The organism is Pseudomonas sp. PvP009 (assembly GCF_017832995.1).
Taxonomy (GTDB): domain Bacteria; phylum Pseudomonadota; class Gammaproteobacteria; order Pseudomonadales; family Pseudomonadaceae; genus Aquipseudomonas; species Aquipseudomonas syringae.
Map to the genome: position 1 here is coordinate 5,060,124 of NZ_JAFIBG010000001.1, position 14,667 is coordinate 5,074,790.

Below are 14,667 nucleotides of genomic sequence, written 5' to 3' on the forward strand. Positions count from 1 at the left end.
ATCTATTTGAATTCCAAAGCCAAAGTGGCACACCACTGTTCGCCACGCGAGCCCAGCGGGCTCAATATCACGGACCGACCTTCACCGTGCGGCACAATGGTAATGGTCAGGTCGGGCTTTGGCAAAAAGCCTGCACCGCGTTGGGGCCATTCAATCAGACAAAGTGCATCGCCGTCGAAATAATCACGCACGCCCATGAACTCGAGTTCTTCAGGATCGACCAGCCGGTAAAGATCAAAGTGGAAGACCTTTATCGCACCGATTTCGTACGGCTCGACCAGCGTGAAAGTAGGGCTCTTGACAGCCCCGGCATGCCCGAAGCCGCGAATCAATCCCCGCGAAAGCGTGGTTTTTCCAGCGCCCAGATCGCCATCCAGAAAGATGACGCCAAGGCCTTCAGTGACCTTGGCCAGACGTGCACCAAAATCCATCATTGCCTCTTCGCCCACCACATGCAGCGTTAAATCAGACACGGTTGCAGCTCCTCCAATAACTGACGAATGGCAGGAATAATATCGCTGGCGGCCAGCCCTCGACCGCACTCACCGACTGTCTGACCGGCGCTTGCGTGGAGCCACACGGCCAGACAGGCCGCGTCGAAAGGCTTGAGATGCTGCGCCATTAGCGCGCCGGTCAATCCGGCCAGCACGTCACCCAGCCCCGCGGTGGCCATGGCCGGATGACCGCGGTCGCACAGCGCCAGTTGCCCGCTGGCATCGGCAATCAGGCTGCCGGAGCCTTTGAGCACACAAACCGTATCGAATTTACGCGCCAGCGCCCGCACCGCAGCAGCCCGGTCAGCCTGAACGTCCTTGATGCCCACGCCCAGCAACCGCGCCGCCTCGCCCGGATGCGGGGTGATGACACTGCCTTTGGGCAGGCTGACCAGCCCGGCGGCCAGCATGTTCAGCGCATCGGCGTCCCACACCTGCGGACGATCCGCATTGGCAGCCGCCGACAGCAGGCTGCGCCCCCAGGCCGCCTGCCCCAGTCCGGGACCGACCACCAACACGCTGGCCGGCTCGATCAAGCCCATCAGCTGGTTGGCCGAATGAATCGCCGCGCTCATGATTTCCGGCATGCGCGTCAGGGCGGCCGGAACATGCTCGGGCCTTGTCGCCAGCGTCAGCATGCCTGCACCGCTGCGCAGGGCGCTTTCGGCGCTGAGCAACGCTGCGCCGCCAAAACCGTGATCGCCACCGATGACCAGCACCCGGCCAAACAGGCCTTTATGGGCGGTTCGCGGGCGTGCTGCCAGTTGCGGCAGGTTGTGTTTATCGAGGCGCTTCGCACTGAACGGCGCCTGCGCCACCAACGCCGGGTCTGTACGCAGGTCGTCGAAAATCAGCTCACCTACCAGATCCGCCGCATCGCCCGTCAACAACCCCACTTTGAGGCCGATAAACGTAACGGTCACATCGGCACGCACCGCGACACCCAGCGTCTGGCCGGTATCTGCGCTCAAGCCAGACGGAATATCCACCGCCACGACGGGCAGACCACTGTCGTTGATAGCGTTGATGGCCGAGACATAGGGCTCGCGCACCTTGCCTTCGAGCCCGGTGCCGAGCAAGGCATCCAGCACCACACCGGCCAGCGGCTGCCCGGCCCATGCCTGAATATCAATACCGAAAGCCGCAGCATGCGCCGCCGCGGCATCCCCCGTCAGTGCGGCCGGATCGCCGACGGCCAGCACCCTGACCTGCCAGCCGGCCTTGTGCGCCATGGCAGCCACCAGATACCCGTCACCGGCGTTGTTGCCACGCCCGGTCAATACGGTCAGCTCGTTGGCCTCCGGCCAGCGCCGAAGCAAGGTGTGCCACAACGCCTGCGCAGCGCGCAGCATCAATTCCAGGCCGGGTGTGCCGGCCGCAATCAGCCGTGCGTCGAGGTCGCGGACCTGCGCAGCGCTGTACAGCGCGTCGGGTAAATGAGGTTTAGTGTCGAACATGCGTCTATGGGCTCCGATGTCTGGCAGAATTATACGCACCTTGGCCCCGGTTTCTCTCTGCGCATGTCCGCTATTACTGCTGTAGTTCCCACTTCCGATGATCTTGCCGCCCTTGCCGTTTCAATCAAGGCGTGGGGGCGTGAGTTGGGCTTTCAGGAAGTCGGGATCAGCGGCCTGGACCTGGCAGAGCACGAGCAGCATCTGCAACGCTGGCTCGATGCAGGCTATCACGGGGAAATGGACTATATGGCAGCCCATGGCAGCAAACGTTCCCACCCCGATGAGCTGGTGCCGGGAACGCTGCGCGTGGTGTCGCTGCGCATGGATTATCTGCCGGGCGACACCGAGATGGCGCAGCGCCTGACCGAGCCGGAAAAAGCCTATGTCTCACGCTACGCGCTGGGCCGTGATTATCACAAACTCATCCGCAAGCGCCTGCAGCAACTGGCCGAGCGTATTCAGCAAGCCATCGGACCGTTTGGCTTTAGGGCCTTCGTGGACAGCGCGCCGGTGCTGGAAAAGGCCATCGCCGAACAGGCCGGGCTGGGCTGGATCGGCAAGAACACGCTGGTGCTCAATCGCAAGGCGGGTAGCTTCTTCTTTCTCGGCGAGCTGTTTGTCGATATCCCGTTGCCGGTGGATGCGCCCCATGCGACCGAACACTGCGGGCGCTGTACAGCCTGCCTGGACATCTGCCCGACCGCCGCGTTTATCGGCCCTTACGTGCTGGACGCGCGGCGCTGCATTTCCTATCTGACCATCGAGCTGAAGACGGCGATCCCCGAAGAGCTGCGGCCACTGATCGGCAACCGGGTGTTCGGGTGCGATGATTGCCAGATCGTCTGCCCGTGGAACCGCTTCGCCCGGCCAACCGAGCAGAGCGACTTTCAGCCGCGCCATAATCTGGACAACGCCGGGCTGGCCGAGCTGTTTCTGTGGGATGAAGAGAAATTCCTCGGCAGCACCGAAGGCTCACCACTGCGCCGGGCGGGTTATGAGCGCTGGCTACGCAATCTGGCCGTGGGGCTGGGCAATGCGCCCTCTACCATCCCGGTGATCGAGGCCCTGCAAGCACGGCGCGACTATCCTTCGGAACTGGTCAGGGAACACGTGGAATGGGCGCTGCAGAGGCACGGCGTGGCGCCGCTTTAAAGGTACCCCCTGGATATTCCTGTGGGAGCCAACTGCTCGCGAAGAGGCAGGGACAATCGCCGGAGATTTATGCCTCTGTCAGTCAGCCTTCGCGCGCAAGCGACGCGTGGCCCGGCTCGCTCCTACATGGTTATGACTGAACAACATTGCCTCCCACAAGACTAGCTTGGGCATGCCGCTCGTGGCCTTCCCCCCCCCTCTTCAAGGCTCGTCTTTATAGACAAACTTGGGCATTTCCCAGCGGAAGCGAATCGCCAGGAGACGCAGCAGCAGGCCGCCGAACAGGGTGATCAGCACCGCTTGCTCGTTGGGCAACTGCAGGTACTGGCACAGCAGAAAACACCATGCAGCCAGAAAAGACACGCTGGCGTACAGCTCGCGCCGGAAGATCAGCGGGATGTCGTTGCAGAAGATGTCGCGCAGGATGCCACCGAAAACCCCGGTGATCACGCCGCAGACTGACGCGATCAGCAGACCGTGCCCGGCCTCCAGCGCGGTCATGCAGCCGATCAGGGTAAAGGCCACCAGCCCCAGTGCGTCGAGCACCAGAAACAGTGAGCGCAGGTGACGCATCAATGGCGCGATGAAGATCGTCACCAGCGCCGCCACACTGGTCAGAACCAGATACTCCGGGTGCTTGACCCAGGTCAGCGGGTAATGACCGATCAGCACGTCGCGCACCGACCCGCCCCCCAGCGCCGTGACGCAGGCGATCAGCACCACGCCGAACCAGTCCATCCCGCGACGCCCTGCAGACAGGGCTCCCGTCATGGCTTCAGCAGTGATAGCGATCAGATAAAGCATCAGCAACATGGCGGCGACTCTGCGACAAAGGCGCGCAGTCTAACCAGCCGACCAACGCACTGAAAGAGTGCAGCGAAGATTATTCACTGCACGCGCGAGTCTCGATCAGGCCTTGATGAAGTGCTCACGATAAAAGCGCAGCTCGGCAATCGACTCGCGGATGTCGTCGAGCGCCAGGTGGGTGCTGCCTTTCTTGAATTTCAGCTCGGGAGACCAGCGCGCAGCCAGTTCCTTGAGGGTCGAGACATCCAGGTTGCGGTAGTGGAAGTAGTTTTCCAGCGTCGGCATGTGGCGATACAGGAAGCGGCGATCCTGGCAGATGCTGTTGCCACAGATCGGCGAACTGCGCTCTGGCACCCACAGTTTGATGAACTCAAGGGTCTGCGCCTCGGCTTCAGCCATGCTGACGGTACTTTCCCGCACGCGCTGGGTCAGGCCCGAACCGCCGTGCTGGCGAGTGTTCCACTCGTCCATTTTCGCCAGCGTCTCGTCGCTCTGATGCACAGCGATCACCGGACCTTCGGCCAGGGTGTTCAGCTCGCTATCGGTGATGATCGTGGCCATTTCGATAATGACATCGGTATCAGGGTCCAGACCGGTCATTTCCAGATCGATCCAGATCAGGTTCTGCTTGTTCTGCATGTGTCGACTCCTCAGCGTAGGCGCGCAGTTTAGCTCACCCTGCCGTGCTAGACTCCTGCCGATCCATCGTACTGCCTAATTCATCGGTTACATCACATCGGAACACCCATGGCCAAACGCCAACTCAATCGTCGTCAGAACTGGCGCATCGAAAAAATTCAGGGCGAGCGTGCTGCCCGCGCGGCAAAACGCGAGTCCGCTACGCTTGAAACACTCGAGGGTGGCGACCTCGGCCCGGAACAGACGGGCCTGGTGATCGCTCACTTCGGTGTGCAAGTCGAAGTCGAGGCCCAGGAAGGCGAAGCGACCGGTCAGGTCTTTCGCTGCCACCTGCGCGCCAACCTGCCTGCGCTGGTAACCGGTGATCGCGTGGTATGGCGCGCCGGCAATCAGGGCATTGGCGTCATCGTCGCGCAATTGCCTCGCACCACCGAACTGCGCCGCCCGGATTCACGCGGCCAGCTCAAGCCTGTGGCTGCCAACGTCGACCTGATCGTGATCGTCTTCGCGCCGATGCCCGAGCCGCACGCCAACCTGATCGACCGCTATCTGGTGGCCGCCGAGCATGCCGGGATTCGTCCGTTGCTGCTGCTCAACAAGGCCGACCTGATCGACGAACAGAATGCGCCCGCGCTCAATGCGCTGCTGGCGGTCTACCGCACGCTGGGTTACCCGGTGCTGGAAGTGTCCGCACACCACGGTGATGGCATGCAGAGCCTGCAAAGCCAACTTGATGGGCACATCAGCGTGTTCGTCGGCCAGTCCGGCGTCGGCAAGTCCTCGCTGGTCAACGGCCTGTTGCCGGAAACGGACACTCGGGTCGGTCCGCTGTCCGAAGTTTCCGGTCAGGGCACACACACCACGACCACCGCCCGTCTGTTCCACTTCCCGCGCGGCGGCGATCTGATCGACTCGCCGGGCATCCGGGAGTTCGGCTTGGGGCACGTCAGTCGTGCCGACGTAGAGGCAGGTTTCATCGAGTTCAACGACCTGATCGGTACCTGCCGCTTTCGTGACTGCAAGCATGACCGCGAACCGGGCTGCGCCTTGCTCAAGGGTCTTGAGGACGGCCGTGTGCAACAGCAGCGCATGAACAGCTACCGCTCGATCATTGCCAGCCTGCCGCAAGACAGTTACTGAAGACCGAACGCCGCACGCAAAAACGCCGCGATGATCGCGGCGTTTTTGTATCGGTTACAGCTCAGTTCTGGGCCGGCTCGACCCGCAACTTGCCATCGTCAAAGATGTTCAGCTTCTGGCGGATCTCGTGCGGCTGGGCGTAGGCCTGCGGATCGGGCGGCGCCGCTGTCGAAGCCCCCGGAGCAGCAGGTACCGCCGGAGCCGCGGGTGTCGCAGGCGCAGGCGCGGCAGGTGTGACTGGCGCACCACCGGAGTTCTGATCGCCCTCGATGCGGTGTTGGGCCTTTTTGGTCAGCACCACGATATCGATGCGGCGATTGATCGGGTTGGTCGGGTTCTGGTGGTCATAAAGAGCAGACGACGCGTACCCCACTACCCTGGCCACTTGCGAGTCCGGATACGTGCCGGCTACCAGCGCACGGCGTGCAGCGTTCGCACGGTTGGCCGAAAGCTCCCAGTTGCCGAACCCGCCACTCCCCACAAAAGGAGTTGCATCGGTGTGGCCGCTGATACTGACCTTGTTTGGCACGCTTTTAATGGTGTCAGCCAAGGCCAGCAGGATGTCTTCGAAATAAGGCTTGAGGCGCGCGCTGCCCGAGTCGAACATTGGCCGGTTTTCGGCATCCATGATCTGGATACGCAAACCGTCCTGAGTGATCTCGAACAGAATCTGATCCTTGAACTTCTGCAGTTGCGGATTTTCCTGGACCTTGTTCTGCAGTTCCTGGAGCAGCATCTCCAGACGCTCTTGCTCCACTGCTTCAGCCTTGGTCTCGGCATTTTCCGCTTCGATCGGCACCGTATCCGGCGACGGCGTGGTCTGAACCTCAGGATTCAGCGTCTGGTTTGGCGACATCTCCGGCGAACCGCCCAGATCGATCACATACGGCGAACCGCTGTCCGAGAAGCCGACCGGGTCTTTGAAATAACCGGCGACCGCGAGCAATTGCTCGGGGGTGGCAGACGACATCAGCCACAGCACCAGAAAGAACGCCATCATCGCGGTCGCGAAGTCGGCAAACGCGATTTTCCAGGCACCGCCGTGATGTCCGCCACCGAAGCGCTTTACGCGCTTGATGATAATCGGCTGATTATTTTCCATGACTTAGCGACCGCGAACCGCTTGTTCCAGCTCGCTGAAGCTGGGGCGATGCAGCGGATAGAGAACCTTGCGGCCGAACTCGACAGCCAGCGAAGGCGGCATGCCGGAGGCCGAGGCAACCAGAGACGCCTTGATGGCCTCGTAGACGTTCATTTCTTCCTTGGCATCATGCGCAAGGCTGGTGGCCAGAGGACCGAAGAAACCGTAAGCCGCGAGAATACCGAAGAACGTACCGACCAGCGCCGCACCTACGTGCATACCGATCGCAGCCTTGTCGCCCGAACCCAGCGACGCCATGGTCACCACGATACCCAGTACCGCAGCCACGATACCGAAGCCGGGCATACCGTCGGCGATACCGGTAATGGCGTGGGATGGATGCTCGAGGTCTTCTTTCATGCTCAGCAGTTCCATGTCGAACAGACCTTCCAGCTCATGGGGAGCCATGTTGCCGGACGACATGATGCGCAGGTAGTCGCAGATGTACGCAGTCATGCGCTCATCCTTGAGCACACCCGGGTATTTGGCGAAGATTGGGCTGGAGGCAGCGTCTTCGATATCCCCTTCGATCGCCATCATGCCTTCACGGCGGCTCTTGTTGAGGATTTCGTACACCAGCCCCAGCACTTCGAGGTAATAGGCATGTGTGAAGCGCGAACCGAACATCTTCAGCGACTTCTTGAACACGTGCATGAACATGTAGCCAGGGTTGGCCTGGAGGAACGCGCCCAGTGCAGCACCGCCGATAATCAAGACCTCGTACGGTTGGAACAGCGCCATGACCTTGCCATGGGACAGCACATATCCGCCGATGACACTTGCGAGAACGACAATGATGCCGATGATTTTAGCCATAGGAAAAAATACTTTACTGAGTCGGGTTCAGGGACAGTCCGGAAGTTGTTGAATCTCTTCTTCTCCTTATCGGCCTAACTGGGCCAGACTATAGCCGGTTCTTTTGAAAAACCCATTTATGCGCCTCCATAAAAGGAGGAAAATGGCCTCAGCACCCCGTACACTGGCGGTTTCCCAGCTCAGATAATCAGCCGCACAGGCCCTCGAATGCCGACAGTACACGCAGCACATCACCTCGTTCCGAAGACGCTGGATGCCTGGGTCAAACTGCTTGACGGCATCGCGTTGCCGGTCCCTGCCGTCAATCATGGACACGTCCGCGCAGCACTGAACGACAGTCGTCGGTCGCTGCGTGAAATTGCCGAAATGATGCAGGAAAGTCCTGCGCTGGTGCTCAGCGTGATGCGCGAAGCCAACCATCACACCCACGGTTTGACCGAGCAGGCCGAGAGCCTCGAAATTGCGATCAACCGCCTGGGGCTGGCGCGTACCGAAGTCCTTCTGGGCCGTTTGCCGGCCAAGCCGCCCGAAGAAATTCCTGCGGCCTATCGCCAGCTGATTCTGGTCAGCCAGCACGCCACGCAACAGGCCAACGGTCTGTTTGCCAGCCGCCTTGCGCGACTCTGGCAGGACATCCACATGGGCAGCCTGCTGTTTCTGTCGCCGCTCTGGCCAATGGCGCTGGCCTATCCGAAGCTGCTCGAAGAACTGGAACTGCGGGTTATCCACAAGGGCCATTCCAGCGCTGCAGTGGAAAAAGAGCTGTTCGGCGTCAACCTGCTGGAATTGTGCCTGGCACTCGCCGAGTTCTGGCGTCTGCCGATCTGGGTCACGCGCGGCTATAAACTGTTGATCAACGAGCGACGCGATCTGGCCAAGGCGCTGCGTATCGCCCGCGAAGACAATAGCCCGCTGCAGCAGCAACAACTGATGGACGACGACCCCAACCTGCGGCGCTGGCTGAATCAGCCCGCCAATACCGTGTTGCTGGGCAACGGCCTGGCGCTGGCTGCACAACAGGCCTGGAACAGCCCGCACTGCCTGCGCTGGGAACGGCTCACCAGCCTGTACCTGCAACAGTCGATGAGCGAAGTACAGCAACAGGCGCACCAGAATGCCGCCAGCAGCGCCCGCATCCACGCGGAAAAAGACCTCTGGCACCCGGCTGAATCGCTGATCTGGCCGTGGGACGCACGCCGCGTAAGGCGCGACAATGAACCTGCACCGCCGCCATCGGCCGACGCCCTGCAACTGTGGCGCAAGCAATGCGCCGAGCTGCTGCAGGATCCCAGCCCGTTCATCAATGCCATGCACCTGACCACCTCGGCGCGCGATGCGTTTATCTCGTGTGGCATGGAGCGGGTCATGCTGCTGATGCTGGACAAGACGTCGACGGTGCTGCGCGTCAATCAGACTGCCGGACTGCCGAAGGACGCCGCAACCTTGCAGCTGTTCATCAAGGAAAGCACAGTGCTGCAACGCCTGCTGACCCAGCCGACGCAGTTACGCATGACACCCGCCAACAGTGCGCAATTTGCCGCGCTGCTGCCCCCGCAGCTGAAAACCCTGTTCAGCGGCCAGCACTGGCTGATCCGCTCGCTGAGCAACAACGGCAAAGTCATGCTGCTGGTGGTCGCCGACCAAGGCGGCGGGGCCTTGTCGGAAATTTCCGTTCAGGCATTCGGAAAAACCGCGCAATGTATTGAACGGGCACTGGGCATCTTTAGTCATCGCAAAGCCTGAGGCCTGGCGTACAATTCGCCCCTTTCCTTTCATCGGAGGCTGCAAATGTCCGCATTCACTGGCTTGTCGCTGGTCATCGAACCCAACGATCTGCTTGAGCGTCTAGACGCCCCGGAACTGATCCTCGTGGATCTGACCAGCAGCGCTCGCTACGAAGCCGGGCACATTCGCGGTGCCCGCTTCGTCGATCCGAAACGTACACAACTGGGCAAGCCTCCTGCCCCCGGCCTGCTGCCCGACACTGCCAGCCTTGAGCAACTGTTCGGCGAGCTAGGCCACAATCCCGACGCCGTGTATGTCGTCTACGATGACGAAGGCGGCGGCTGGGCCGGGCGTTTCATCTGGCTGCTGGATGTCATCGGCCACAGCCGTTATCACTATCTGGACGGTGGACTGCTGGCCTGGGAAGCGCAATTGCTGCCGCTGAGCACCGACGTTCCGCCTGCTGCCGAGGCCCCGGTAACGCTGACGCTGCACGACGAACCTACCGCCACGCGTGAGTACCTGCAAAGCCGTCTGGGCGCCGCCGACCTGGCGATCTGGGATGCTCGCGCGCCGACCGAGTATTCGGGCGAAAAAGTGGTCGCGGCCAAAGGCGGGCATATACCCGGCGCCGTCAATTTCGAGTGGACGGCGGGCATGGACAAGGCGCGCAACCTGCGTATTCGCCAGGACATGCCAGAGATCCTACGCGACCTGGGCATCACGCCTGACAAGGAAATCATCACGCACTGTCAGACCCATCACCGTTCGGGCTTCACCTATCTGGTGGCCAAGGCGCTAGGCTATCCAAGGGTCAAGGCCTATGCCGGCTCGTGGGGCGAATGGGGCAATCACCCGGAGACACCGGTAGAACTGCCGGACGTGGCCGCCGCGCCCGTCGAGGCAGTCGAGCTTGCGCAACCCGTCGCGCCTGCGCAGCCAGCACCAGCACCAGCACCAGCCGAACGCGTCGAACCGGTCCGCGCCACCGAACCGGGACGGACCTCACAGAAATATTCAGGACACTCATCCTCAGGACCTTCAATGAAAGACCGCTTGTTCATCATCAGCCAGTACCTGCTGCCGCACCACCTGCTGTCACGACTGGCAGGCTGCGTTGCCGAGTGCCGCGTACGCTGGTTCAAAAACGCTTTCACCGCGTGGTTTGCGCGCCGTTATCAGGTAGACATGTCGCAGGCACTGGTCGAAGACCTGACGTCCTACGAGCACTTCAACGCGTTCTTCACCCGCGCATTGAAAGCCGACGCCCGCCCGCTCGATACCACTCCGGGCGCGATTCTTTCGCCAGCCGACGGTGCCGTCAGCCAGTTGGGCTCCATCGACCACGGCCGGATCTTCCAGGCCAAGGGCCACAGTTTCAGCGTGCTCGAACTGCTCGGCGGTGATCCCAAGCTGTCAGCGCCGTTCATGGGCGGCGAGTTCGCGACCGTTTACCTGTCGCCGAAGGACTATCACCGCGTACACATGCCACTGGCTGGCACGCTGCGTGAGATGGTCTACGTACCGGGCCGCATCTTCTCGGTCAACCAGACCACGGCCGAAAACGTACCCGAGCTGTTCGCCCGTAACGAGCGAGTGGTCTGTCTGTTCGACACCGAGCGCGGGCCAATGGCAGTGGTACTGGTGGGCGCGATGATTGTGGCGTCTGTCGAAACGGTATGGGCCGGGCTGGTCACGCCGCCCAAGCGTGAACTGAAGACGTTCAGCTACGACGAAGCGGCGCGTGCACCGATCCACCTGGAAAAAGGTGCCGAAATGGGTCGGTTCAAGCTGGGCTCTACCGCCATCGTGCTGTTCGGTCCAGGTCAGGTGAAATGGGCCGAACAACTGACCGCTGGCTCCAAGGTTCAAATGGGCCAGGCACTGGCTGTTCCGGCCCAGGCATGATGGCGGCCTGAGCCTCGATGCATGAGTGTCCGATGATGGACAGTGGCGCTCATGCAACGTGCCGCCGGACGGTAATGGCTTAGAGCCATAACTGCTGCGAAGCGATGTCGATACTGGTAAAGTCGTCCGATTGATACTGTAGGATACTTCGCACTTTCATGGGCGTATGCTCGGCACATCGCGGGTGCGCGATAACCTCGGCCCCCTATGAAGCCATCGTCCGCGCCAGTGAGTTGTTGGAGCTTGCCTGTCACATGAGTAATTTTAGCCTCCCTCTGCTATTGCGTGCCCCCACGCCAACGCAGTCGAGCCTGACATTCAGTGAAGCCAACCCCCGCGACCTCAAACGCTGGATCTCCAGATTGCCCAAGGCAAACCTCGGAGAAATGGCGCGCCAGCTCTATCAAGGGCTGACCGAGCTGAACCAGTTGATCACCCCGAGCGAAAACCGCCTGCAACTGCTCGAGCTACTGCGGCCCGAGGTGTACTTCGTCTGCAAGCACCTCGAACGTCACTTTCTCAATCAGGCCATTGTGCTGGACGAGCGACCACGCAAGGTTGCCAACCTCTGCCAGGCACTGCAAAACCATCTGGCGACCGGTTACAAGCAAATCATTCAGCAGGTCGCCTCGCGCTACACGCGAGACCAGGCCGGGCTGTTCAGCATGGCGCTGCAACGCGCACTGCACGGGCTAAACGGGCCGCTGATTCGCGCCAACCAGCTTTACTGTCCCGTTCAGGACGGCCTGTGGCTCGAACTGCACCAGATCTACCAGATTGCCCGTCAGTACCAGCTACACAACACGCCGGTCGAAGAACCCCTGGCCCATCACAGCAAGGTGCTGAGCGTGGAACAGACCTACGTGATCGCGCTGCTGATGGGCTGCTCGCGCTGCAATCAGATGCGCCAACTGAACATCGGCAAACTGGCCGATGCGCTGGAGGCCTGGAGCCCGCTGGTAAAGCTGCAGTCGCCTGCCACGCAAAGCAGCCTCTTCGCCCTGGACCCGACGGTCGACAAACCGCCGCTGTATCGCACACTGTTCAGCGACGAACAATCGCCTCGGCTGCTGGGTATCAATACCTTCGCGCTGGCGGAAGCGATCAATCAGTACCTGGCCCTGCCGGATGACCAACGCACGCCCTCGCCGCTGCTGATTCCAACTGGCATCAACACCGACCTGCTGCAACATCTGGCGGTCGCCTGGGGCGATGTGGCCGAACGCACCTTTCAACGCACGCCTGGTAAGGGCACGCTGAGACTGTGCATCGGCATGAGCGCGCTGCATTTCTATGTCGCGGGCCAGAAGTCGTTCAGCGAGCTGTTGCAGTTGAACAGCGCCACCAGTGCAGCGAGCTTTTCGTTGAAGATGGCCAATGATGACGTGGACGATCCGTGGGCCTCGGCGTTTGATACGCAGCGCGGCAAGAGCTCATCCGTTCTGCTGCCCTACGAAGAGATCGAATACCCGAAAAATGACGGCGACAGCGAATCGCTTTCCAACAACCAGCACACGTTTCCGACCTTTGACCTGAATATTGTCAACCACAGCCCGGGCGGTTACTGCCTGGCGTGGCAGAAGGACGTGCCTCAGCAATTGCAGGCTGGCGAGCTGGTGGGTATTCAGGATGACGCAGGCCAGGGCTGGAGCATTGCCATGGTGCGCTGGATCCGTCAGGTACGCAGCGGCGGCACACAGATGGGGATCGAACTGATCGCCCCGTTTGCCCTGCCGTGCGGTATGCAGCTGATTCGCGAACAGCAGAACAGCCAGTATCTGCGAACCCTGATGCTGCCCGAAGTACGTGCCATGGGAAAACCGCCCACCGTGCTTGCTCCGCGCCTGCCGTTTCAGGAGGGCAACAAGGTGATGATCAACGTCAACGGTGAGGAACGCCGCGCATCACTGAGCAATCGGCAGGTCAGCAGCGCCAGTTACAATCAGTTCGAGTATCAGATGTACGACGCCCCGAAAGCCGCCGAGATCGAAAAGGCCAGGCCGGATCAGGAATTCGATTCCTTGTGGGGCACGCTGTAGCGATCACTGCGGCAGCCGTCGCGATTGCCCCATCGCCATCAGGGGCAGACCACGACGGTCCGAGCGTCAGTGCTGTCCTTCGCGGTCGCGGAAACCCAGCAGGTACAGCACGCCATCGAGTCCCAGCGTCGAAATGGCCTGTTTGGCCGATTGTTTGACCAAAGGCTTGGCGCGGAACGCTACACCCAGTCCGGCAATCGCCAGCATCGGCAAGTCATTGGCACCGTCGCCGACCGCGATGGTCTGCTCCAGGCTCAACCCTTCCTTGTGGGCCAGTTCGCGCAACAGATCGGCCTTGCGCTGCGCATTGACGATCGGCTCGACGGCTACGCCGGTCACCTTGCCGTCAACCACTTCCAGTTCATTGGCAAAGACGTAATCGATGCCCAGCTTCGCTTGCAGTTGCTTGGCAAAATAGGTGAAGCCACCCGACAGAATCGCCGTCTTGTAACCCAGCCGCTTGAGCTCGGAGAACAGCGTTTCAGCGCCTTCGGTCAGGCGCAGAGACGCGCCGATTTCATCCAGCACGCTCACATCGAGCCCCTTGAGCAGGGCCAGACGCTCTTTGAAGCTTTCGCTGAAATCCAGTTCGCCGCGCATGGCACGCTCGGTAATCTCGGAAACCTGCTCGCCGACGCCCGCAGCCTTGGCCAGTTCATCGATGACTTCGGCCTCGATGAGGGTCGAATCCATGTCGAACACCGCCAGGCGTCGGTTACGACGGAACAGCGAATCCTGCTGGAACGCGATATCGACGTTGAGATCCTGGGCAACCGCGAGGAATTCGGCCTGCATGGCTTTCGGGTCGGCAGGCTCGCCGCGCACGGTGAACTCAATGCAGCCCTTGCCCTTGTCGGCCGGAGTGTCGAGCGGCATGCGACCGGACAACCGATCGATCTGATCGATATTCAGCCCATACTTGGCAGTGATGGCGCTGACGCACTGCAGTTGCTCGGCCGTGACCTTGCGGGTCAGCAGCGTAACGATGTGACGCGCCTTGCCCTGGCCGTCGACCCAGTGTTGATAGTCGGTTTCGGACACCGCCGTGAAACGGACTTGCTGATCCAGTTCGTAGGCGGTGAACAGGATGTCCTTGAGCACCGAGGATCCCTGCACGGTATCCGGAATTTCAACCAGGATGCCGAACGACAGGGTGTCGTGGATCACCGCCTGACCAATATCGAGAATGTTCACGCCACCCTGGGCGAGGACGCCGGTGATGGCCGCAGTGAGACCGGGACGGTCGACACCAGTGATGTTAATCAGGACGATTTCGCGCAAGGCGCACCCCCGCAGTGGAAAAAAACCGCATTCTAACCACATTCAGTGACCACCGGGCACAGGCAGCG

12 protein-coding genes and 1 pseudogene are annotated in these 14,667 nt (G+C 61.1%); 6 read left to right on the top strand and 7 right to left on the bottom strand.

The window, feature by feature from the left end; all coding sequences use genetic code 11:
- Positions 1–2 precede the first annotated feature (2 nt).
- Together tsaE and JOE29_RS21785 are read right to left on the bottom strand one after the other, a co-directional pair.
- Positions 3–473: a tRNA (adenosine(37)-N6)-threonylcarbamoyltransferase complex ATPase subunit type 1 TsaE gene (gene tsaE / locus JOE29_RS21780; RefSeq protein ID WP_024660843.1), complete on the bottom strand. Its 471-nt coding sequence runs from the start codon at positions 471–473 to the stop codon at positions 3–5.
- Positions 461–1,951, bottom strand: a complete 1,491-nt coding sequence (locus JOE29_RS21785; RefSeq protein ID WP_074955247.1) for a bifunctional ADP-dependent NAD(P)H-hydrate dehydratase/NAD(P)H-hydrate epimerase — start codon at positions 1,949–1,951, stop codon at positions 461–463. The genes tsaE and JOE29_RS21785 overlap by 13 nt, the downstream gene beginning before the upstream one ends.
- A 63-nt stretch (positions 1,952–2,014) precedes the next feature.
- On the opposite strand from JOE29_RS21785, the gene queG reads away from it, so the two are divergent.
- Entirely contained in the window at positions 2,015–3,103 is a 1,089-nt protein-coding gene (queG, locus tag JOE29_RS21790) for a tRNA epoxyqueuosine(34) reductase QueG (protein ID WP_003317191.1), read from the top strand.
- A gap of 201 nt (positions 3,104–3,304) precedes the next feature.
- On the opposite strand, the gene JOE29_RS21795 is transcribed toward queG, so the two are convergent.
- Both JOE29_RS21795 and orn read right to left on the bottom strand, forming a co-directional pair.
- A complete protein-coding gene (locus tag JOE29_RS21795; RefSeq protein ID WP_003343002.1) occupies positions 3,305–3,916 on the bottom strand; it encodes a trimeric intracellular cation channel family protein in 612 nt (203 codons plus the stop codon).
- Between the two features lie 96 nt (positions 3,917–4,012).
- Complete coding sequence (gene orn / locus JOE29_RS21800) at positions 4,013–4,549, bottom strand: oligoribonuclease (protein ID WP_003342999.1); 537 nt, start codon at positions 4,547–4,549, stop codon at positions 4,013–4,015.
- A 108-nt stretch (positions 4,550–4,657) separates the two neighbouring features.
- Here orn and rsgA point away from each other — a divergent pair, with 108 nt between their 5' ends.
- Positions 4,658–5,689: a small ribosomal subunit biogenesis GTPase RsgA gene (rsgA, locus tag JOE29_RS21805; RefSeq protein WP_103694268.1), complete on the top strand. Its 1,032-nt coding sequence runs from the start codon at positions 4,658–4,660 to the stop codon at positions 5,687–5,689.
- Between the two features lie 61 nt (positions 5,690–5,750).
- On the opposite strand, the gene motB is transcribed toward rsgA, so the two are convergent.
- Together motB and motA are read right to left on the bottom strand one after the other, a co-directional pair.
- Complete coding sequence (motB, locus tag JOE29_RS21810) at positions 5,751–6,791, bottom strand: flagellar motor protein MotB (RefSeq protein WP_003393549.1); 1,041 nt, start codon at positions 6,789–6,791, stop codon at positions 5,751–5,753.
- A 3-nt stretch (positions 6,792–6,794) separates the two neighbouring features.
- Entirely contained in the window at positions 6,795–7,646 is an 852-nt protein-coding gene (gene motA, locus JOE29_RS21815; protein ID WP_003342993.1) for a flagellar motor stator protein MotA, read from the bottom strand.
- 207 nt (positions 7,647–7,853) lie between these two features.
- Between motA and JOE29_RS21820 the strand changes: the two genes are divergently transcribed.
- The 4 genes and pseudogenes from JOE29_RS21820 (at position 7,854) to JOE29_RS21830 (ending at position 13,318) form a co-directional block, all read left to right on the top strand.
- Positions 7,854–9,389, top strand: a complete 1,536-nt coding sequence (locus JOE29_RS21820; RefSeq protein ID WP_003342990.1) for an HDOD domain-containing protein — start codon at positions 7,854–7,856, stop codon at positions 9,387–9,389.
- 45 nt (positions 9,390–9,434) lie between these two features.
- Positions 9,435–10,247: pseudogene (locus tag JOE29_RS25520) on the top strand (rhodanese-like domain-containing protein); the annotation flags it as partial.
- Positions 10,248–10,415: 168 nt separating this feature from the next.
- Entirely contained in the window at positions 10,416–11,279 is an 864-nt protein-coding gene (gene asd / locus JOE29_RS25525; RefSeq protein ID WP_003317183.1) for an archaetidylserine decarboxylase, read from the top strand.
- Positions 11,280–11,533: 254 nt separating this feature from the next.
- On the top strand, positions 11,534–13,318 hold the full coding sequence (locus JOE29_RS21830; RefSeq protein ID WP_004414828.1) for a hypothetical protein: 1,785 nt from the start codon (positions 11,534–11,536) through the stop codon (positions 13,316–13,318).
- 66 nt (positions 13,319–13,384) lie between these two features.
- Here the strand turns inward: JOE29_RS21830 and serB are convergent, their stop codons facing one another.
- Complete coding sequence (serB, locus tag JOE29_RS21835; protein WP_017278683.1) at positions 13,385–14,599, bottom strand: phosphoserine phosphatase SerB; 1,215 nt, start codon at positions 14,597–14,599, stop codon at positions 13,385–13,387.
- Positions 14,600–14,667: the final 68 nt, after the last annotated feature.

Bases quoted from the DNA above. Each gene is read 5' to 3' on its own strand.
- motA (WP_003342993.1), bottom strand. From the start codon at position 7,646: ATGGCTAAAATCATCGGCATCATTGTCGTTCTCGCAAGTGTCATCGGC.
- motB (WP_003393549.1), bottom strand. From the start codon at position 6,791: ATGGAAAATAATCAGCCGATTATCATCAAGCGCGTAAAGCGCTTCGGT.
- rsgA (WP_103694268.1), top strand. From the start codon at position 4,658: ATGGCCAAACGCCAACTCAATCGTCGTCAGAACTGGCGCATCGAAAAA.
- JOE29_RS21830 (WP_004414828.1), top strand. From the start codon at position 11,534: ATGAGTAATTTTAGCCTCCCTCTGCTATTGCGTGCCCCCACGCCAACG.
- asd (WP_003317183.1), top strand. From the start codon at position 10,416: ATGAAAGACCGCTTGTTCATCATCAGCCAGTACCTGCTGCCGCACCAC.
- orn (WP_003342999.1), bottom strand. From the start codon at position 4,549: ATGCAGAACAAGCAGAACCTGATCTGGATCGATCTGGAAATGACCGGT.
- JOE29_RS21785 (WP_074955247.1), bottom strand. From the start codon at position 1,951: ATGTTCGACACTAAACCTCATTTACCCGACGCGCTGTACAGCGCTGCG.
- JOE29_RS21820 (WP_003342990.1), top strand. From the start codon at position 7,854: ATGCCGACAGTACACGCAGCACATCACCTCGTTCCGAAGACGCTGGAT.
- queG (WP_003317191.1), top strand. From the start codon at position 2,015: ATGTCCGCTATTACTGCTGTAGTTCCCACTTCCGATGATCTTGCCGCC.
- JOE29_RS21795 (WP_003343002.1), bottom strand. From the start codon at position 3,916: ATGTTGCTGATGCTTTATCTGATCGCTATCACTGCTGAAGCCATGACG.